We start from the raw sequence: 20193 nt of genomic DNA, 5'->3' as shown, positions 1-20193 counted from the left end.
GCAATGAACGGTCAGACTAACGCAGGCTCGTGACGCCCGGATATACGAAAAATCCGAGCGTCGCGTACGGTTTAGAAACGTCGCAAATCGAGTGTCATAGGTAGCTCGTCATTAATTTCCACATTGGGTACAGGAAGTTTTCCCGGCGTGTGTCCGATGCGGAAGAACCGCGCCATTCGCCGGCTCTCCGCTTCATTGGCATTGACCGGCAAGCTGTCGTAGTTGCGCCCGCCCGGATGGGCCACGTGGTACTGGCAACCGCCCAGCGAGCGCTGCATCCAGGTGTCGAGCAGGTCGAACACCAGCGGCGCGTGCACCGGGATGGTCGGTTGCAGGCAGTTGGCCGGTTGCCAGGCGCGAAATCTCACGCCCGCGACGAATTCGCCTACACGTCCGGTGGGCTGCAAGGGCACCGGAATGCCGTTGCAGGTCAGCAGATAACGCTGGGGCGGCAAGCCGCTGAGCTTGACCTGCAAGCGCTCCAGCGACGAATCCACGTAACGCACCGTACCGCCCATGGCGCCCTCTTCGCCCAGCACGTGCCAGGGTTCGAGCGCCTGGCGCAGTTCCAATGCAATGCCGCTGACGGCGTAGTCGCCAACCTTGGGGAAACGGAACTCCAGATGCGCGGCGAACCATTCCGCCCGCACCGGATAACCGGCGGCGTTGAGGTCGACGATGACATCGGCGAAGTCTTGCTCGATAAAGTGCGGCAACAGGAAGCGATCGTGCAGCTCCGTGCCCCAGCGCGCCAGTTTCGGCGGTGCATAGGGCTCGCGCCAGAACCGCGCGACCAGCGCCCGCAGCAACAGCTGTTGCGCCAGGCTCATTCGGGCATGGGGCGGCATCTCGAACGCACGCAGCTCCAGCAACCCCAGGCGCCCGGTGGCACCGTCCGGCGAATAGAGTTTGTCGATGCAGAACTCGGCACGGTGGGTATTGCCGGTCACATCGATCAGCAGATTGCGCAGCAGCCGGTCCACCAACCATGGCGGACATTCTTCACCCGGTTCAGGCATCTGTGCGAAGGCAATTTCCAACTCGTACAAGGCATCGTTGCGCGCTTCGTCGACACGGGGCGCCTGGGACGTCGGGCCGATGAACAATCCGGAAAACAGGTAGGACAGCGACGGATGGTTGTGCCAGTAGCTGATCAGGCTGCGCAGCAGATCCGGGCGACGCAAAAACGGCGAGTCCCCCGGCGTCGCGCCACCCAGCACAAAGTGGTTACCGCCGCCCGTGCCGGTGTGTCGGCCGTCGATCATGAATTTCTCGGTGGTCAGCCGGGTCTGGCGCGCTTCTTCGTAGAGGAATTCTGTGCGCTCGACCAACTCATCCCAGGTCGCGGACGGCTGCACGTTGACCTCGATCACCCCCGGATCCGGGGTGATGCGGAAGTTGCTCAGGCGTGGATCGCTCGGCGGCTCGTAGCCTTCCAGCAACACCGGGCACATCAGCTCTTCGGCGGTGGCTTCGATGGCAGCGACCAGTTCGAGATAGTCCTCGACCCGTTCCAGCGGCGGCATGAATAGGTACAACCGACCCGCCCGCGCCTCGGCGCAGAAGGCGGTACGGGTCAGCCAGTCGGCGGACTCGTCGATCTTCGGTGCGCGTTCCTGCACCTCGGCAGCTTCGCTTTGGCTTTGCAGTTGCGTGGTGTCGGGCAGCGGCGGGAAGTCTTGATTCGGGTCTTGCGGATGAATGAACGGATATTCCGCCGCTTTCACCCAGGGTTGCGAACCCAGCGGCAAGCGATAGCCCAGCGGCGAGTCCCCTGGCACCAGTCGGCAGTGCTCGTCGCGCAAATACCAGCGGCCGCTCTGCCATTGATCGCCCTTGGCAGTGCGCGCCAATGGAAGGACCTGGCCAATCACCTTGTCCAGGCCTTGGCTGAATACTTTGCGCAGGCGCGCACGCTCCAGAGGTTCTTCCAGGCGCGAGTCTTCGGCGCTGACGTTTTGCGGCAGCATCCCTTCGCGCCAGAGGTAATAGAAATTGTCTTCGTAGGCCGCAAAAACAAAGCGTGTCGGAATTTTCAGGCGTTCGGCGACACTCGCCAGAAAACGCCCGGCCAGTGCTCCGTCGGCGCCGTAGTCTTCCTGCTCGTCGGCGATCAGCGCGCTGTTGTGCCAGATCGGCACGCCGTCACGGCGCCAGTAGCAATTGAGCGACCAGCGCGGCAGTTGCTCGCCGGGGTACCACTTGCCTTGCCCGAAATGCACCAGCCCCTGGGGCGCGTAGTGTTTACGCATGCGTTGGAACAGTTCGGAGGACAACCGTCGTTTATCCGGCCCCAATGCCGCGGTATTCCATTCGGCGCCGTCCGGGTCATCGATGGACACGAAGGTCGGCTCGCCGCCCATGGTCAGGCGTACATCACCCTCCAGCAGGTCGGCATCGATCTGCCGGCCCAGGGCCTGGATCGCCAGCCACTGGTCGTCGGTGTAGGGCTTGGTGACCCGTGGTGCCTCCCAAATCCGCTCCACGGACATTTCGTGGCTGAATTCGCACTCGCAGGGTTCCACCAGGCCACTGATCGGCGCCGCTGAGGACGGATCGGGACTACAGGCCAAAGGAATATGTCCTTCACCGGCAAACAGCCCGGAAGTCGCATCCAGGCCGATCCAGCCAGCACCGGGCAAGTACACCTCGCACCAGGCGTGCAGGTCGGTGAAATCCACTTCGGTGCCGGACGGCCCGTCGAGACTTTTGACGTCGGCGGTCAGCTGGATGAGGTAACCCGACACAAAACGCGCCGCCAGCCCCAGGTTGCGCAGCAATTGCACCAGCAACCACGCGGAGTCGCGGCACGAACCGGAGGCCTGATCGAGAGTGTGCTCAGGTGTTTGTACGCCGGGTTCCATGCGGATCAGGTAGTCGATGTCTTCGCTCAGGCGCTGGTTGAGCGCGACGAGAAAGTCCACGGCAGGCAACGGAGTGCGGTCGATGCCGTCCAGGTAGGCCTTGAACTTCGGCGTCAGTGGCAGGGTTTCCAGGTACGGCGCCAGCTCCTTGCGCTCATCCGCGGCATAGGTGAAGGGGATTTTTTCCGCGTAGGGTTCGAGGAAGAAGTCGAACGGATTGAAGATCGCCATTTCGGCCAGCAGATCGACTTCGATTCGCAATTCTTCGGTTTTTTCCGGGAACACCAGCCGCGCCAGGTAATTGCCCTGAGGGTCCTGCTGCCAGTTGATGAAGTGCTGTTCGGGGGAGACTTTCAGCGCATAGGACAGAATCCGCGTGCGGCTGTGGGCAGCGGGACGCAGGCGAACAATCTGCGGGCCGAGCTCGACAGCGCGGTCATAGCGGTAATGCGTGACGTGGTGCAATGCGACATGAATCGACACGGCGTGCCTCCTGCGAGCCTTGAGCGTTTGGGAAAGCGCGCAAGACTTATGCCATCCAGCAGCACTGGCGCTTTCTTCGGTTGCCTGAGGCAGTACAGCACCAAAATCGGGCGATGCAGGGAAATGGTTTGTATCGATTGCACGTAAATGTGGCGAAGATAAAGGATCGCAGCCTTCGGCAGCTCCTACATTGGAATGGCTTACACCTGTAGGAGCTGCCGAAGGCTGCGATCTTTTGATTTTGGAATTAAATGCAAAACGCCAACCCGAAGGTTGGCGTTCTGTTCAGCTCAAGCGAGGTTTAGCGCGGCACGACCGGCTTGCGGGTCGGCTTTGGCCCCTTGCCCTTGGCCGCGTCCTTGCGTTCCTTGGCCGCCTGCTGGTTGCGGGCGAACGCCGCGGCCTTGGCCTGTTCGCGCTTGTCCCACGGGTTGCCGCCATCGCTGGCACGTGGTGGCAGGCCGGTGTGCTGGGTCAGGATCTTGGTGGTCTTTTCCCCTGCAACCTTGTGGCTGCCGGCCGGCGTCGAGTTCTTGCGCCGGGCGCTCTGGTAGCTGTCGGTCGACGGCTGGTGCAAAGGAATCAACTGGTTCTTGCCCGGCCCGATCAGGTCGGCGCGACCCATGCGGGTCAGTGCCTCACGCAGCATCGGCCAGCCTTTCGGGTCGTGATAACGCAAGAACGCCTTGTGCAGACGACGCTGCTCTTCGCTCTTGACGATGGTTACCGCGTCACTCTTGTAGGTGACCTTGCGCAGCGGGTTCTTGCCCGAGTGGTACATCGCGGTGGCGGTGGCCATCGGCGACGGGTAGAACGCCTGCACCTGGTCGGCACGGAAGCCGTTGCCCTTGAGCCACAGGGCAAGGTTCATCATGTCTTCATCGGTGGTGCCCGGGTGGGCCGCGATGAAGTACGGAATCAGGTACTGCTCCTTGCCCGCTTCCTTGGAGTACTTCTCGAACATGCGCTTGAACTTGTCATAGCTGCCGATGCCCGGTTTCATCATCTGGTTGAGCGGACCTTCCTCGGTGTGTTCCGGGGCGATCTTCAGGTAGCCACCGACGTGGTGGGTCACCAGTTCCTTGACGTACTCCGGCGACTCGACCGCGAGGTCGTAACGCAGGCCGGAAGCGATCAGGATTTTCTTCACACCCGGCAACTCACGGGCACTGCGGTACAGCTGGATCAGCGCCGAGTGGTCGGTGTTCAGGTTCGGGCAGATACCCGGGAACACGCACGATGGCTTGCGGCACGCGGATTCGATTTCCGGGCTCTTGCAGGCGATGCGGTACATGTTCGCGGTGGGGCCGCCGAGGTCGGAGATCACGCCGGTAAAACCCGGGACTTTGTCACGAATTTCTTCGATTTCGCGAATGATCGACTCGTGGGAACGGTTCTGGATGATCCGGCCTTCGTGCTCGGTAATCGAGCAGAAGGTGCAGCCGCCGAAGCAGCCACGCATGATGTTCACCGAGAAACGGATCATGTCGTAGGCCGGGATCTTCTCCTTGCCGTACGCCGGGTGCGGAATGCGCGCATAAGGCATGCCGAACACGTAGTCCATTTCTTCGGTGGTCATCGGAATCGGTGGCGGGTTGAACCAGACGTCGACTTCGCCATGCTTCTGTACCAGCGCACGGGCGTTGCCCGGGTTGGTTTCCAGGTGCAACACGCGGTTGGCGTGGGCGTAGAGCACCGCGTCGTTACGGACCTTTTCCACCGACGGCAGACGAATCACGGTCTTGTCACGGGTCATGCGCGGGCTGGCCAGGATCTGCACGACCTTGGCTTCCTGCGGATCCTCGACCGAACCTTTTTCCTGCTCGATGGCGCAGGCCTGGGTGTCCTGGGTGTTCACGTACGGGTTGATGATCTTGTCGATCTTGCCCGGACGGTCGATACGCGTGGAGTCCACTTCGTACCAGCCCTGCGGCGTGTCGCGACGGATGAACGCGGTGCCGCGCACATCGGTGATGTCTTCGATCTTGTGGCCGTAGGACAGGCGCTGGGCGACTTCGACAATCGCACGCTCAGCGTTGCCGTAAAGCAGGATATCGGCGCTGGCGTCGATCAGGATCGAGTTACGCACACGGTCCTGCCAATAGTCGTAGTGGGCGATGCGGCGCAGGGACGCTTCGATGCCGCCGAGCACGATCGGCACGTGCTTGTAGGCTTCCTTGCAGCGCTGGCTGTAGACCAGGCTGGCGCGGTCCGGACGCTTGCCGGCCAGGCCACCTGGCGTGTAGGCATCGTCGGAACGGATTTTCTTGTCGGCGGTGTAGCGGTTGATCATCGAGTCCATGTTGCCGGCCGCGACACCGAAGAACAGGTTCGGCTCGCCGAGCTTCATGAAGTCGTCTTTGGACTGCCAGTTCGGTTGGGCAATGATCCCGACGCGGAAACCCTGGGACTCCAGCAGCCGGCCGATGATTGCCATGCCGAACGACGGGTGATCGACGTAGGCATCACCGGTGACGATGATGATGTCGCAGGAATCCCAGCCGAGCTGATCCATCTCCTCCCTGCTCATGGGCAGGAACGGCGCTGGCCCGAAACATTCGGCCCAGTACTTGGGATAGTCAAATAACGGCTTGGCTGCTTGCATGTCGATAACCGGTGTTGGCTTTCATTGAATTTCGCGGGCGCGGAATATAGCACAAATTTTGACCAATTCCGACGGCTGTGGTCGGAAATTGCGGTGACCCCATCGCGAGCAAGCTCGCTCCCACAGGTTCAATGTGATCCCTGTGGGAGCGAGCGTGCTCGCGATGAGGACCGATCAGTCGCTACAAATTACTCGTCATCATCAAAATTGTAGCTACCCGGCGCCAGGTTCTCGAAGCGGGTGTACTTACCGATGAAGGCCAGGCGAATAAAGCCGATCGGCCCGTTCCGCTGCTTGCCGATGATGATTTCGGCAATGCCCTTGTGCTCGGTCTCGGGGTGATACACCTCGTCGCGATACACGAACATGATCACGTCGGCGTCCTGCTCGATCGCTCCGGATTCCCGCAAGTCGGAGTTCACCGGGCGCTTGTTCGGGCGCTGTTCCAGGGAACGGTTGAGCTGGGAAAGTGCCACCACCGGGCAGTTGAATTCCTTGGCCAGGGCTTTCAGGGATCGGGAGATCTCGGAAATCTCGTTGGTCCGGTTGTCACCGCTGGAACCCGGGATCTGCATCAGTTGCAGGTAGTCGATCATGATCAGGCCGACTTCGCCGTGTTCACGTACCAGGCGGCGGGTCCGCGCGCGCATTTCCGACGGGCTGATGCCGGCGGTATCGTCGATGAACAGCTTGCGGTCGTTGAGCAGGTTGACCGCCGAGGTCAGGCGCGGCCAGTCGTCGTCTTCAAGCTGACCGGAGCGGACCTTGGTCTGGTCGATACGGCCCAGGGAGGACAGCATACGCATGATCAGCGATTCGCCTGGCATCTCGAGGGAGTAAACCAGGACGGCCTTCTCGCTGCGCAACACGGCGTTTTCCACCAGGTTCATCGCAAAGGTGGTTTTACCCATCGATGGACGGCCGGCGACGATGATCAGGTCGGACGGTTGCAGGCCGCTGGTTTTCTCGTCGAGGTCGGTGTAACCCGTGGACAGGCCGGTAATGGCGTTGTCAGTGTTGAACAAGGTGTCGATGCGGTCGATGGCCTTGGTCAGCAGGTCGTTGACGCCCACCGGGCCACCGGTTTTTGGCCGGGCCTCGGCGATCTGGAAGATCTGCCGTTCGGCTTCGTCAAGAATCTCGGCGGCGGTGCGACCTTCAGGGTTGAACGCGCTGTCGGCGATTTCGGTACTGATACCAATCAGTTGGCGCAACGTCGCCCGCTCGCGAACGATCTGCGCATAGGCCTTGATGTTGGCGACGGACGGGGTATTTTTCGCCAGTTCGCCCAAGTAACCGAGGCCGCCGACCTGAGAAGTCTGACCTTCCTTGTCCAGTTGCTCGGACAGGGTCACGACGTCGATCGGCATGTTCTGATCGGCCAGCTTGGCGATCGCACGGAAAATCAGGCGGTGGTCATGTCGATAGAAATCGCCGTCGGAGACTTGATCGAGCACACGCTCCCAGGCGTTGTTGTCCAGCATCAGACCACCGAGCACAGCCTGTTCGGCTTCGATGGAATGCGGCGGCACTTTCAGCGCGGCGGTTTGCAGATCGTATTGCTCAGGAGCGGAGATATCGTTCATGGCCACTTGAAATTGGAGGAATCAGAAAGACAAAGGGCACGACCTGTAAACAGGATCGTGCCCGATGTTACCGGCAAGCACCCGAGGGTGCCAGCCGACAAGTGCTGCTTAAGCTGCTACCACGACAACGCGTACGGTGGCTTCAACTTCGGCGTGCAGGTGCACGGCTACGTCGAATTCGCCTACGTTGCGGATGGTGCCGTTCGGCAGACGAACTTCGCTCTTCTGCACTTCAACGCCGGAGGCGGTCAGTGCGTCAGCGATGTCGTGAGTACCGATCGAACCGAACAGCTTGCCTTCGTCGCCAGCGGTGGCAGTGATGGTCACTTCCAGCTCGGCCAGTTGGGCAGCGCGGCTTTCAGCCGATGCTTTGCGATCTGCTGCAGCTTTTTCCAGCTCAGCGCGACGCTCTTCGAACGCAGCCAGGTTGGCTGGGGTCGCAGCGGTAGCTTTGCCGTAAGGCAGCAGGTAGTTACGACCGTAACCAGCCTTAACGTTCACTTTGTCACCCAGGTTGCCCAGGTTGGTGACTTTTTCCAGAAGGATCAGTTGCATGTGAAAATCCTCTTAACTTTTAACCTTCACCGTTCGCGTTATCGGCATCTTTCGGTGCCGAACGACCGCGAAAATCAATCAGGCTGTCGACGATGGCCAGGACCACCAGCAACGGATAGATCAGCTGCATGAACAGCAACAGCGTCACGTACAACCCCACCAGCCAGAACCTGGCCAGTCGCTTCTGCGCCACCAGCCCATGAATCAGGGCCAGCCCGGCGAACACCAGCGGTACGCTGCACAACGGCGTCAACATGGCCATCTGTGAACCGAGATTCGGCCCCAGAAGCATGCACGCCAGCAGCAACATCGCTGGCAACAGCGGGATGCGGATGGCGCGAAACTCGCGACCAAAACCGCCCGGGTTGTACAACAACGCCTGCCAGTAACGCCCGACAAGCAGGCTCAGCAAGCTGACGATTTGCAACAACGCCGCAATCAGGCCGGTCAGGACCGGTGCAATCAGGGACGCGAAACGCGCTTGTTCGTCTACCGACAACTTCTGGTAGACATCGCCGAGGAGCGACGGCATGACTTTGATCAAAGCCTGCGCCAGCATCTCGATCTGGGGAGCAAAAGCTGTCCCCAACACCACTGAAAACACCACTCCCATCGCTATGCTGACCAGCAGCACGCGGTTCCAGGACTCGCTTGCGCGCAAAACCAACGCAAGGCTCGCAGACCCCAGCAGCACCAGAAGTGCCCGTGGGTCGTCGGAGTAAAGCCACCAGGCCAATGCCGGCAGCAGTCCCAGAGCAAGAACGCCCAAGGCGTCCCTCAATCCGCGCCGCAGGAGCACAAGGCATCCGGCGGCAGCACCCAACCAATACAACAACGGCAATGCCGCGCATCCAGCCACTACCAGAGTGGCCTGCATACGGCCGCGCATGATGAACTCAGCTATGGCCCGCATGCATTCAATCCTTTGCTACGTGTCGACTGCCCGGTCTCAGCGGCCGTGGCTGTCGGTGTAGGCCAGCAGGGCCAGGAAGCGGGCGCGCTTGATAGCGGTGGCCAGCTGACGCTGATAACGAGCTTTGGTACCGGTGATGCGGCTTGGAACGATTTTGCCGGTCTCGGATACGTAGGCTTTCAGAGTGTTGAGATCTTTGTAATCGATCTCTTTCACGTCTTCAGCGGTGAAGCGGCAGAATTTACGACGACGGAAGAAACGTGCCATGTAATTGGCTCCTTAAAAGGTCCGTGGATTACTCGTCAGCGTTATCGCTGTTGTCGCTGTCATCACTATCAGCGCTTTCAGCGCCTTCGTGCTCAGGACGGTCGCGACGCTCACGGCGCTCACTGCGGTTTTCTTCAGCCTTGAGCATCTCGGACTGGCCGGTAACGGCTTCGTCGCGACGGATGACCAGGTTACGGATCACTGCATCGTTGTAGCGGAAGTTGTCTTCCAGCTCGGCCAGGGCCTTGCCAGTGCACTCAACGTTCAGCATCACGTAGTGAGCCTTGTGAACATTGTTGATTGCGTAGGCCAGTTGACGACGGCCCCAATCTTCCAGACGGTGGATTTTGCCGCCGTCTTCTTCGATCAGCTTGGTGTAACGCTCAACCATGCCGCCGACTTGCTCGCTTTGATCCGGGTGGACCAAAAAGATGATTTCGTAATGACGCATGAATGCTCCTTACGGGTTGTAGCCTGCCGCTCAAAAGCGGTCAGACAAGGAGTGAATGACACTTATGGACTTGCGGACGCTAGACACGTTGGTGCCTGCCATCGCAGCAAGGGGCGCAATTGTAGAGAAGGGGCGAGGGAGGTGCAAGGTAATTGGTGATTATTTGAACAATCACCTCAACCACATGCCGAACACCTGTAGGAGCTGCCGAAGGCTGCGATCTTTTGACTTTGATTTTCAAGATCAAAAGATCGCAGCCTTCGGCAGCTCCTACGGGGGCCTGCGTGGATCAGGATTTCTTGGCAGCAGCCTTGGCTTTGACACTGCGCTGGCGCTGCGCCTCGAACAGACAAACGCCGGTCGCCACGGAAACGTTGAGGCTGCTGACGCTGCCGGCCATCGGCAGGTTCACCAGGTAGTCGCAATGCTCGCGGGTCAGGCGACGCATGCCCTTGCCTTCAGCGCCCATGATCAGGATGGTCGGGCCGGTCAGATCCTGATCATACAGGCTGACCTCAGCTTCACCGGCCGTACCGACAACCCACAAGCCGCGCTGCTGGAGTTTTTCCAGAGTGCGCGCCAGGTTGGTCACGGCAACCAGCGGAATCACTTCCGCCGCGCCGCAGGCGATTTTTCGTACAACCGGAGTCAGGGTCGCCGACTTGTCCTTCGGCACGATCACCGCCAGCGCACCCGCCGCATCGGCGGAACGCAGGCAGGCGCCGAGGTTGTGCGGATCGGTCACGCCGTCGAGCACCAGCAACAACGGCGCGCCGTCGGTGCGATCGAGCAACTCGTCGAGCATCGCCTCGCCCCAGACCTGGCTCGGACTCACGTCCGCGACCACACCTTGGTGCACGCCTTCAACCCAGGCGTCCATTTCACGGCGCTCGGCCTGGCCGACCTGGACCCGGTTTTCGTTGGCCAGTTCGATCAGCGTCTGGACCCGAGGGTCATTGCGACCTTCGGCCAACCAGATCTGCTTCACGCGTTTCGGGTGGTGACGCAACAACGCTTCTACAGCATGTACGCCGTAGATCTTTTCCAACTGACTCATGGCTTGGCCTTAGGTTTACGCGCCCCGCCACTCTTGGCTGGAGCCGAGCCCGCTTTTGGCGGACCTTTACGATGTTTGCTCGGTTTGGCTGGCTTGCCGCCGACGGCCTTGTCAGGCGTCGACCGACTGGTCTTTCCCCCAGACGCCGCTTTACCGCCGCTTTTCGCACCGGCCAGCAACGCCTGCTTCATTTCACGGCTTTTGCGCACTTCGGCGTTTTTCGCCGCCGCATCGCTCGGACGATAGGCTTCTACAGCCTTTTCCTTGGCAGGACGACGACCGGTTTTTGCCGGGGCCGGTTCTGCTTCGACTTTCGCTGCGGGTGCGGTGCTTTCGGTGCCACGCTTCTTGCGGCCGATCGGCGCGCTAATGGTTTTCTCGGCCATCTCGAAGTCGATCTTGCGTTCGTCGAGGTCGACGCGCATGACCCGCACTTCCACGGTATCGCCCAGGCGGAAGCTGCGACCGGTACGCTCACCGGCCAGGCGGTGGTGCACAGGATCGAAGTGGTAGTAATCGCCCGGCAGCGCGGTGACGTGCACCAGGCCTTCGACATAAATGTCTGTAAGCTCGACGAACAGACCAAAACCGGTCACGGCGGTGATCACACCCGGGAACGATTCGCCCACGCGGTCTTTCATGAACTCGCACTTGAGCCAGTTCACTACGTCGCGGGTCGCTTCGTCGGCACGGCGCTCGCTCATCGAGCACTGCTCGCCGAGTTGCTCCAGGGCCGCTTCGTCGTACGGATAGATGCGCGCTTTCGGAATGGTCATCGCACCGGCACGGCGAACGTGCGGGGTGTTCTGCTTCGAATGGATCACGCTGCGAATCGCCCGGTGCGTGAGCAAGTCCGGGTAGCGACGGATCGGCGAAGTGAAGTGGGTGTACGCCTCGTAATTCAGGCCGAAGTGGCCCTGGTTATCGGCGCTGTACACCGCCTGGCTCAACGAACGCAGCATGACGGTCTGGATCAGGTGGAAATCCGGACGATCCTTGATACCGGCCAGCAATGCCTGGTAATCCTTCGGCGACGGACCGTCCTTGCCTTTGTGCAGGGACAGGCCGAGCTCGCCGAGGAAGGCGCGCAGCTTTTCCAGACGCTCCGGTGGCGGACCATCGTGGACACGATACAGCGCCGGGATTTCGTGCTTTTTAAGGAACTCGGCGGTGGCCACGTTGGCCGCCAGCATGCATTCCTCGATCAGCTTGTGCGCATCGTTGCGCACGGTCGGACGGATTTCGGCGATCTTGCGCTCGGAACCGAAGATGATCCGGGTTTCCTGGGTTTCGAAATCGATCGCGCCACGTACGTGACGGGCCGCCAGCAACACCTTGTACAGCGAGTACAGTTGCTTGAGGTGCGGCACAACGTCGGTGTACTCACCGCGCAGCTTGCGCCCTTCGGTGGCTTTCGGCGTTTCCAGCATGGCGCTGACCTTGTTGTAGGTCAGACGGGCATGGGAGTGGATCACTGCTTCGTAGAAGCAGTAGTCGGTCATTTCGCCGGATTTGGAGATGGTCATCTCGCAAACCATGGCCAGACGATCGACTTGCGGGTTCAGCGAGCACAAACCGTTGGACAGCTGCTCAGGCAGCATCGGGATCACGCGCTCGGGGAAATACACCGAGTTGCCGCGAACCTGCGCTTCGGCATCCAGCGCCGAACCGAGCTTCACGTAACTGGATACGTCGGCAATCGCCACGTACAGCTTCCAGCCACCCGAGAACAGGCGCAGCTTGCCCGGACGGGCTTCGCAATAGACCGCATCATCGAAGTCGCGGGCATCTTCGCCGTCGATGGTGACGAACGGCAGATGGCGCAGGTCGATGCGCTTCTCTTTGTCTTTCTCTTCGACTTCCGGCTTGAGCTTGCCGGCTTCCTTGAGCACGGCGTCAGGCCAGACGTGAGGAATGTCGTAGGTGCGCAGGGCGACATCGATCTCCATGCCCGGCGCCATGTAGTTGCCCACGACTTCAACCACATCGCCTTGCGGCTGAAAGCGTGGCGTCGGCCAGTGAGTGATCTTCACTTCGACGAACTGACCGATCTGCGCGTTGGCGTTACGACCTGGCGTCACCAGCACTTCCTGCTGGATCTTCGGATTGTCGGCAACCACGAAGCCGATGCCGCCCTCTTCGAAGTAGCGGCCGACGATGGTTTCGTGAGCGCGGGACACCACTTCGACGATCATGCCTTCGCGGCGACCGCGACGGTCCAGGCCAGATACACGGGCCAGGGCACGGTCACCATCGAACACCAGACGCATCTGCGCCGGGCTCATGAACAGGTCATCGCTGCCGTCGTCCGGCACCAGGAAGCCGAAGCCGTCGCGGTGACCGCTGATGCGACCCAGGATCAGATCAAGCTTGTCCACCGGCGCATAAGTGCCGCGACGGGTATAGATGAGTTGAGCGTCGCGCTCCATGGCGCGCAGACGGCGGCGCAGGGCTTCGATCTGGTCTTCTGTGGTCAGACCAAACTCTTCGACCAGTTGCTCGCGGTTAGCAGGCGAACCTCGATCAGCAAGATGCTGAAGGATCAATTCGCGGCTAGGAATAGGGTTTTCATATTTTTCCGCTTCACGAGCGGCCTCGGGATCGAGGGACTGCCAATCGGCCATTAGAGAGTTTTCACCTTGTCTATATGCGGGTTAGTTTGGCATAGGCGTAATGAAACGGGAAATTTCAGGCTAAGACGACCCATCTAAAGCCCTGTATCGACACCGCAAAGCAGTTTTGTAGACCACTGGCGAAATTTTCCAGGTTTTTTTGACCTCGGGGGTTTACAGTTAAAAAGACGCTCCGTATAGTGCGCGCCATCGACGACGGACAACGTTGCCGATACTGCCCAGATGGTGAAATTGGTAGACACGCCAGCTTCAGGTGCTGGTGACCGCAAGGTCGTGGAAGTTCGAGTCTTCTTCTGGGCACCAATTTCGAGCTTGAGATTAGTTCAATTTCAAGGCTCACACAAAAACCCGCGAAAGCGGGTTTTTGCATTTTTGACCACTGGTTTATTATTTTTAGAATCAGGGGTTTACAGATCAAAATGCTCTCCGTATAGTGCGCCACATCAACAGCGGCAACGCTGAAGATGAATGCCCAGATGGTGAAATTGGTAGACACGCCAGCTTCAGGTGCTGGTGACCGCAAGGTCGTGGAAGTTCGAGTCTTCTTCTGGGCACCAATTCAAATCCAAGGTTAAGACCTTGGATTTCACAGAAACCCGCGAAAGCGGGTTTTTGCGTTTCTGGCATTTGAAAACCACACACGCCCCTGCAGGAGCTCACCTCACAAAGCGCATTTGAGAAGCAATATCGTTTATCATTGTTACAAGTTTTTGCAATGTGACAGTGAGGAACCCTGCGAATGATGTTTCGAAATACCCTGCGCCGCGGCCTGATCACCACCCTCCTCGGCCTGGCACTCGCCACTCCCCTCACCCAAGCCGCCGACCCGGTTGCCCTGACCCTCTACAACGGCCAGCACAAAGAAGTCGGCGACGCAGTCGCCAAAGCCTTCGAAGCCAAGACCGGGATCCACGTCAATGTGCGCAAAGGCAGTAGCAACCAGCTCGCCAGCCAGATCGTCGAAGAAGGCGATCGCTCCCCCGCCGACGTGATCTACACCGAAGAATCGCCGCCACTGAACAAACTCGGCGAACAAGGCCTGCTGGCCAAGACGGATGACGCCACGCTGGCCGTTCTGCCCAAGGAATACGTCGCTGGCAACGGCACCTGGATTGGCGTGACCGCCCGGGTGCGCGTCGTTGCGTTCAACCCCAAGCTGATCGATGAAAAAGACCTGCCAACCTCGGTGATGGAGTTCTCCGATCCGAAATGGCAAGGCAAGGTCGGTTTCGTTCCTACCAGCGGCGCTTTCCAGGAACAAGCGGTGGCGATCATCAAGGTCCACAGCATGGACGCAGCCGAAGAGTGGCTGACTGGTCTGCGCGCATTCGGCAAGACCTACAGCAACAACATGGTTGCATTGAAAGCGGTGGAAAATGGCGAAGTCGCCACCGTGCTGGTGAACAATTACTACTGGTTCGCCCTGCAGCGTGAAAAAGGCCAGCTCGATTCGAAGCTGCATTACTTCACTGGCGGCGATGTCGGTGGGCTGATCACCGTTTCCAGCGCTGCCGTCCTGAAATCCAGCAAACATCCAAAAGAAGCCCAGCAATTGCTCGCCTACATGGCCAGTGAAGAAGGCCAGCGCGTGATCACCCAGACCACCGCCGAATACCCGCTGCACAAAGGCATGGAATCAGATCGCGGGCTCAAGCCATTCAGCGAACTGGAAGCACCAAAAGTCACGCCTGCCGACCTCGGCAACGCCGAAGAAGCGCTGGACCTGGAACGCGATGTTGGCCTGAATTGATGGGGGCCTCACTGTCCGCGCATCACGCCTGCGCACCACGGCGCAAGCGGCCGTCTATCTGGCTGATATTGCCTGTGTTGCTGCTGGTGGCGCTCAGTCTCCTGCCTCTGCTGTATGTCGGCCTGAAAGCCTGGCAGGCGGGCTGGGCACAAGCGCTGCATTTGCTTTGGCGACCTTATGTGTTCGGCTTGCTGCGCAACACACTCGCACTGATGATTGGGGTCACCGCTGTTTGCGGGGTAATCGGCCTGTCGCTGGCCTGGTTGCTGGAGCGCAGTAATCTGCCGGGCCGACGATTGTGGGGCGTGATCCTCTGCCTGCCGTTCGCCGTTCCAGCCTTTGTCAGCAGCTTCACCTGGGTTTCCCTCAGCGCTCATTTCGAGGGACTTGGCGGGGCTATCCTGGTAATGAGCCTGTCCAAGTACCCGCTGATTTTCCTGCCCGTGGCGGCAACACTGCGCAACCTTGACCCATCCCTCGAAGAGTCCGCGCGCACGCTGGGGCAGAATCGTTGGGGCGTATTTTTCAAGGTCACCCTGCCCCTGCTCTGGCCTTCGCTGCTGGCGGGTTCGCTGCTGATTGCCCTGCACATGCTGGTGGAGTTCGGCGCCTTGTCGATCATCGGCCTGCAAACCTTCACCACGGCGATCTATCAACAGTTCGAACTGGAGTTCAGCAATGCCAACGCGGCAATGCTCTCCGCCGTACTGCTGATGTTGTGCCTGGCACTGCTGTGGCTGGAGTTGCGCGTGCGCGGCAAGGGTCGACACGTGCGCACCGGCCAGGGTGCGGCGCGACGCGCGGAACAGGTTCAACTGGGCCCATGGGCCATGGCGGGACAGTTTTACTGCCTGCTGCTGGCAATCATTGGCAGCGGGATTCCGCTGGGCATGCTGGCCTATTGGCTTGCGGTGGGATCATCGGCAGCCTTTCCCGCGGCGGCAATTGGCGAAGCATTGCTGTCATCCCTAGCACTGTCGCTGGGTGGCGCGGCGCTGTGCCTGGTGCTGGCGGTTCCAGTCGGCCTGTTGGTCGTGCGCCACAAAGGCCGGCTGGCGATCTGGGCCGAGCGTCTGCCGTATCTGCTGCATGCGCTGCCGGGACTGGTCATTGCCCTGACTCTGGTGTATTTCGCCCTGCACTACGTGCCGATGCTTTACCAGACTTCGGCATTGCTGCTGATCGCCTATGCCCTGCTGTTTCTGCCACTGGCCCAGGCGCCGATCCGCACCGCCCTGAACAAGGCGGCGCCACAACTCGAGGAGGCGGCACGCACATTGGGCGCCTCGTCATTCAGTGCTTTCTGCCGAGTGACACTGCCGATTATTTTCCCGGCGCTGGGGGCGGCTTTTGCCCTGGTGTTCCTGGATGCGATGAAGGAACTGACGGCGACCTTGCTGTTGAGTCCAACCGGACTCAACACGCTGGCGACGGAAGTCTGGGCGCATACCGCGAACGTGGAGTTTGCGGCGGCGGCGCCCTATGCGGCGTTGTTGATAGTGGTGTCGGGGTTGCCGGTCTATCTGCTGACGACCCGGATGTATCTAAGCCGCTGACAAAGCAAAAGATCGCAGCCTTCGGCAGCTCCTACAGAGAAACGCAAAGCCCCCTGTAGGAGCTGCCGAAGGCTGCGATCTTTTGATCTTTTAAGCCCTGAACTGCCCCAGACTCGCCTTCAACTGCGCCGCCAGACCATCGAGCACCTTACCGCTCGCCGTGGTCTCCACCACTGCCTGCGCCGCCTTCTCGGCCTGGGCGTGAATGGTCTGGACCCGCCCCCGCACTGCCTGCGCGCCCTGCGCCTGATGCGCCGCCGCCTGGGTGGCCAGACCGATCGCCGTATGGACCTGCTCGACCGATGCCTGCACCGACTGCTGCAACCGCGCACTGTCGCGCAGCACCAGCAAACCCTCATTGGCCTGGCGCCCGGCCTGACCAATCGCCGCCACCGCTTCACGCGCGCCTTGCTGCAACGCGACGATGTGCGCCTGAATATCGCCGGTGGAGCTTTGTGTCTTGCTCGCCAGCGCCCGTACCTCATCGGCCACCACGGCAAACCCGCGCCCGGTCTCGCCGGCACGCGCCGCTTCAATCGCCGCGTTCAGCGCCAGCAGGTTGGTTTGCTCGGCGATCCCGTGAATCACTGTCAGCACCACCTCAATCTGCTCACTTTGCTGCGCCAGACGCTCGATCACCTGGGCGCCAGTGTTGACCTGACCCGCCAACGCCTCGATCAGGCTGCCGACTTTCGCCGAGGTCCGGGTGTTTTCGTCAGTCGCCTGACGAATATCCACCACCTGTTTCAGCGCCGCCTGCATGGCGTGGCTTTCCGACTGGGCCTCATCAGCCATTTGCGACAAGGCGCGCAAACTTTCCGCCACCTCATCACGCTGCATGCCAGCCGCCGCATCCGCACCGGCATTGCGCAAGGTCATGGCACCGATTTCCACACCGGTACGCTGGGCTACATCACCGGCCTCGCGCACGATCGGCTGCAACTTATCCACAAAGCGATTGACCGCCGAGGCCATGTCGCCGATTTCATCCTTGCTGTTGATCTGCACACGCTTGGTCAGATCACCCTCGCCCGCCGCCAGGTCATCCATGGCAATGATCAGCATTTTCAGGCGATTGACCACTCGGCGACCGAGTACCACCGCCAACAACAGCAGGACACCAAAACCCACCACCGCCAGACACACGCCGATGCGCCAGCGCAATGTCGTAGCGGCTTCCTGCACGGTGCTGGTGGTATTGGCCTTCATTTCAGCCGCCGTGGACTGCGCCGACTGCAGGCGCGAGCGCATGGCCGTGGCGCTGTCGGCGGCCGCGCCCTTGAGGCTGTCGCCCACCAGTTGATCGCTGCTGGCGATCAAGGCCGAGAAGCGCTTGTCGAGGGCCGCCAAGTCAGTCTCCACCGAAGCGGTCGAGACCCCCATCAGGACTTTGCCGATTTCTACGCCATTAGGATTGATCGGGGCCTCGATGTAGAACACCGAAGGATCGTTCTTCGCCGCATCCAGCACCTTGTCCAGCGCACGCTCGCCCTGGCCTTTTTCCAGCAACGCCTTGTTGATCGGGTTTTCCCGGTTGAGGTAGCGCGTCAGGTGCTGGCCGGTGGCGTCGTCATACACCACGAACAGCACGTTGGGATTGCGCTGGGCGCGGCGAGCGAACTCGGAAAGTGTCGGAACGTCGTTGTCCCACATGGCGCGGGGCGCGACGGAAGCCAGAAGCTGCGCCATGTCGCCGGCGGAGTCCTTCAGGTCTTTTTCCAGCGTTGCGCGCAACTGCGCCTGCTCGTCCTTCAGTCGCGAGGACAAACCGGCCGTCAGGCGCTGGCGGGTACTGGTGGAGAGACTGTCGAGGCTCGACGTGACTTCGCGCCCCGCCTGCTCAAGCTCAGCGGAAAGCTTTTGGCTGTCCGCACCCAGGCGCATGCCCAGATCGGCCTCCAGCGCGGTCACCGTGCTCCGGGTCAGAGCGACAGCTACCAGCACCTGCACCAAAAGGGCGATACCAAGGGTAACGAACACGGGCCGCAACAAACGGCTTTGTAACAATGAGAGAACGGCCGACACTTGATATCCCTCTGCAAAAGCGCCATTAAATTGATGGCACGCCAAAAGTGACGTTTTAGGCAAAGCTAATAGCAAAGGTCATGCCGTCCAACAGGCATAAACGACAAAGGCCCCAATTAAGGGGCCTTTGTGTTTTACATCAACAACTTATCAAGCAAACGGATGGCGCAGGACGATGGTTTCGTTGCGGTCCGGGCCCGTCGAAATAATGTCGATCGGCGCGCCGATCAGCTCTTCGACGCGCTTGATGTAAGCACGAGCGTTAGCTGGCAGCTCTTCCAGGGTTTTGGCGCCCACGGTCGATTCGGTCCAGCCCGGCACTTCTTCGTACACAGGCTGCAGGCCCACGTAGCTGTCAGCATCAGTCGGGGCAACGGCCTTGCCTTCTGCATCTTTGTAGCCGACGCAGATGTTGATGGTTTCCAGACCGTCAAGCACGTCCAGCTTGGTCAGGCAGATGCCCGAGATGCTGTTCACATCGATAGCGCGACGCAGGATAACAGCGTCGAACCAGCCACAACGACGAGCACGGCCGGTAGTCGCGCCGAACTCGTGACCTTGTTTAGCCAGGTGCGCGCCGACTTCGTCGAACAGCTCCGTCGGGAATGGACCCGAACCTACACGCGTGGTGTAAGCCTTGGTGATGCCCAGGATGTAGTCCAGGAACATGGGGCCAACACCCGAACCGGTAGCAACGCCGCCAGCGGTGGTATTAGAGCTGGTCACGTACGGGTAGGTGCCATGGTCGATGTCCAGCAACGAACCCTGGGCGCCTTCGAACATGATGTCCTTGCCAGCGCGACGCAGGTCGTGCAACTCGGCAGTCACGTCGAGCATCAGCGGCTTGAGCAGCTCAGCGTATTCTTTGCATTCGGCCAGGGTCTTGTCGAATTCGATGGCTGGCTCTTTGTAGTAACCCACCAGCATGAAGTTGTGGTAATCCACCAGTTCACGCAGCTTGTCTTCAAAGCGCGGCATGTTGAGCAGGTCGCCCACACGCAGGCCACGACGTGCAACCTTGTCTTCGTAGGCCGGGCCGATGCCGCGACCGGTGGTACCGATCTTCAGCTCGCCACGGGCCTTTTCACGAGCCTGGTCCAGCGCTACGTGGAAGGACAGGATCAGCGGGCAGGACGGGCTGATACGCAGGCGCTCGCGCACCGGCACACCTTTTTCTTCCAGCTTGGTGATCTCGCGCAGCAGGGCGTCAGGTGCAACCACCACGCCGTTGCCGATCAGGCACTGCACGCCTTCGCGCAGCACGCCCGACGGGATCAGGTGCAAGACGGTCTTCTCGCCGTCGATCACCAGAGTGTGGCCAGCGTTGTGGCCACCTTGGTAACGCACTACGGCGGCAGCATGTTCGGTCAGCAGATCAACGATCTTGCCTTTGCCCTCATCACCCCATTGGGTGCCCAGGACTACGACATTCTTACCCATAACACTTG

General features: G+C 60.4%; 13 protein-coding genes and 2 tRNA genes. 4 read left to right on the top strand and 11 right to left on the bottom strand.

The features are described from left to right. Positions 1–71: 71 nt before the first annotated feature. The 9 genes from AB4O40_RS20210 to rnr form a co-directional block, all read right to left on the bottom strand. On the bottom strand, positions 72–3347 hold the full coding sequence (locus tag AB4O40_RS20210; RefSeq protein ID WP_056725440.1) for a transglutaminase family protein: 3276 nt from the start codon (positions 3345–3347) through the stop codon (positions 72–74). A gap of 301 nt (positions 3348–3648) precedes the next feature. Continuing rightward, positions 3649–5952, bottom strand: a complete 2304-nt coding sequence (locus tag AB4O40_RS20205) for a YgiQ family radical SAM protein (protein ID WP_056725442.1) — start codon at positions 5950–5952, stop codon at positions 3649–3651. A gap of 188 nt (positions 5953–6140) precedes the next feature. Further along, positions 6141–7538 carry a replicative DNA helicase gene (gene dnaB / locus AB4O40_RS20200; protein WP_056725443.1) on the bottom strand — a complete coding sequence of 466 codons (1398 nt, stop codon included), beginning with the start codon at positions 7536–7538 and terminating at the stop codon, positions 6141–6143. A gap of 108 nt (positions 7539–7646) precedes the next feature. After that, positions 7647–8093 (bottom strand): 50S ribosomal protein L9, encoded by a 447-nt coding sequence (gene rplI / locus AB4O40_RS20195; RefSeq protein ID WP_007973276.1) that lies wholly within the window; start codon positions 8091–8093, stop codon positions 7647–7649. 19 nt (positions 8094–8112) lie between these two features. Beyond that, a complete protein-coding gene (locus AB4O40_RS20190) occupies positions 8113–9006 on the bottom strand; it encodes a YybS family protein (RefSeq protein ID WP_056725445.1) in 894 nt (297 codons plus the stop codon). Between the two features lie 36 nt (positions 9007–9042). Beyond that, positions 9043–9273, bottom strand: coding sequence for a 30S ribosomal protein S18 (gene rpsR, locus AB4O40_RS20185; RefSeq protein ID WP_002551829.1), 231 nt, complete (start codon positions 9271–9273; stop codon positions 9043–9045). Positions 9274–9301: 28 nt separating this feature from the next. After that, a complete protein-coding gene (rpsF, locus tag AB4O40_RS20180; RefSeq protein WP_008048087.1) occupies positions 9302–9724 on the bottom strand; it encodes a 30S ribosomal protein S6 in 423 nt (140 codons plus the stop codon). A 289-nt stretch (positions 9725–10013) separates the two neighbouring features. After that, complete coding sequence (rlmB, locus tag AB4O40_RS20175) at positions 10014–10781, bottom strand: 23S rRNA (guanosine(2251)-2'-O)-methyltransferase RlmB (protein ID WP_007973273.1); 768 nt, start codon at positions 10779–10781, stop codon at positions 10014–10016. Next, the gene (gene rnr, locus AB4O40_RS20170) at positions 10778–13405 is read right to left on the bottom strand and encodes a ribonuclease R (RefSeq protein ID WP_056725446.1); all 2628 of its coding nucleotides are present in this window, start codon (positions 13403–13405) and stop codon (positions 10778–10780) included. Before rnr ends, rlmB begins: the two co-directional genes overlap by 4 nt. Positions 13406–13630: 225 nt before the next feature. Between rnr and AB4O40_RS20165 the strand changes: the two genes are divergently transcribed. The 4 genes from AB4O40_RS20165 (at position 13631) to AB4O40_RS20150 (ending at position 16720) form a co-directional block, all read left to right on the top strand. After that, positions 13631–13717 (top strand) — tRNA-Leu (locus tag AB4O40_RS20165). Between the two features lie 167 nt (positions 13718–13884). After that, a tRNA-Leu gene (locus AB4O40_RS20160) sits at positions 13885–13971 on the top strand. Between the two features lie 182 nt (positions 13972–14153). Beyond that, positions 14154–15164, top strand: coding sequence for an extracellular solute-binding protein (locus AB4O40_RS20155; protein ID WP_460053561.1), 1011 nt, complete (start codon positions 14154–14156; stop codon positions 15162–15164). Continuing rightward, positions 15164–16720 carry an ABC transporter permease gene (locus tag AB4O40_RS20150; RefSeq protein ID WP_056725451.1) on the top strand — a complete coding sequence of 519 codons (1557 nt, stop codon included), beginning with the start codon at positions 15164–15166 and terminating at the stop codon, positions 16718–16720. The genes AB4O40_RS20155 and AB4O40_RS20150 overlap by 1 nt, the downstream gene beginning before the upstream one ends. Before the next feature lie 90 nt (positions 16721–16810). Here the strand turns inward: AB4O40_RS20150 and AB4O40_RS20145 are convergent, their stop codons facing one another. Further along, complete coding sequence (locus tag AB4O40_RS20145) at positions 16811–18745, bottom strand: methyl-accepting chemotaxis protein (RefSeq protein WP_460053563.1); 1935 nt, start codon at positions 18743–18745, stop codon at positions 16811–16813. Positions 18746–18895: 150 nt separating this feature from the next. Continuing rightward, the gene (locus AB4O40_RS20140; RefSeq protein WP_046039830.1) at positions 18896–20185 is read right to left on the bottom strand and encodes an adenylosuccinate synthase; all 1290 of its coding nucleotides are present in this window, start codon (positions 20183–20185) and stop codon (positions 18896–18898) included. Positions 20186–20193: the final 8 nt, after the last annotated feature.

Source organism: Pseudomonas sp. S2_F07, assembly GCF_054668325.1.
The sequence above is the reverse complement of the archived record's forward strand: the minus strand, read 5'-3'. Positions and strand labels throughout refer to the sequence as shown.

Coding starts and splice junctions, on each gene's coding strand:
- AB4O40_RS20205 (WP_056725442.1), bottom strand. CDS start 5,952: ATGCAAGCAGCCAAGCCGTTATTTGACTATCCCAAGTACTGGGCCGAA.
- AB4O40_RS20190 (WP_056725445.1), bottom strand. CDS start 9,006: ATGCGGGCCATAGCTGAGTTCATCATGCGCGGCCGTATGCAGGCCACT.
- AB4O40_RS20155 (WP_460053561.1), top strand. CDS start 14,154: ATGATGTTTCGAAATACCCTGCGCCGCGGCCTGATCACCACCCTCCTC.
- rnr (WP_056725446.1), bottom strand. CDS start 13,405: ATGGCCGATTGGCAGTCCCTCGATCCCGAGGCCGCTCGTGAAGCGGAA.
- rpsR (WP_002551829.1), bottom strand. CDS start 9,273: ATGGCACGTTTCTTCCGTCGTCGTAAATTCTGCCGCTTCACCGCTGAA.
- dnaB (WP_056725443.1), bottom strand. CDS start 7,538: ATGAACGATATCTCCGCTCCTGAGCAATACGATCTGCAAACCGCCGCG.
- rplI (WP_007973276.1), bottom strand. CDS start 8,093: ATGCAACTGATCCTTCTGGAAAAAGTCACCAACCTGGGCAACCTGGGT.
- AB4O40_RS20150 (WP_056725451.1), top strand. CDS start 15,164: ATGGGGGCCTCACTGTCCGCGCATCACGCCTGCGCACCACGGCGCAAG.
- rpsF (WP_008048087.1), bottom strand. CDS start 9,724: ATGCGTCATTACGAAATCATCTTTTTGGTCCACCCGGATCAAAGCGAG.
- rlmB (WP_007973273.1), bottom strand. CDS start 10,781: ATGAGTCAGTTGGAAAAGATCTACGGCGTACATGCTGTAGAAGCGTTG.
- AB4O40_RS20140 (WP_046039830.1), bottom strand. CDS start 20,185: ATGGGTAAGAATGTCGTAGTCCTGGGCACCCAATGGGGTGATGAGGGC.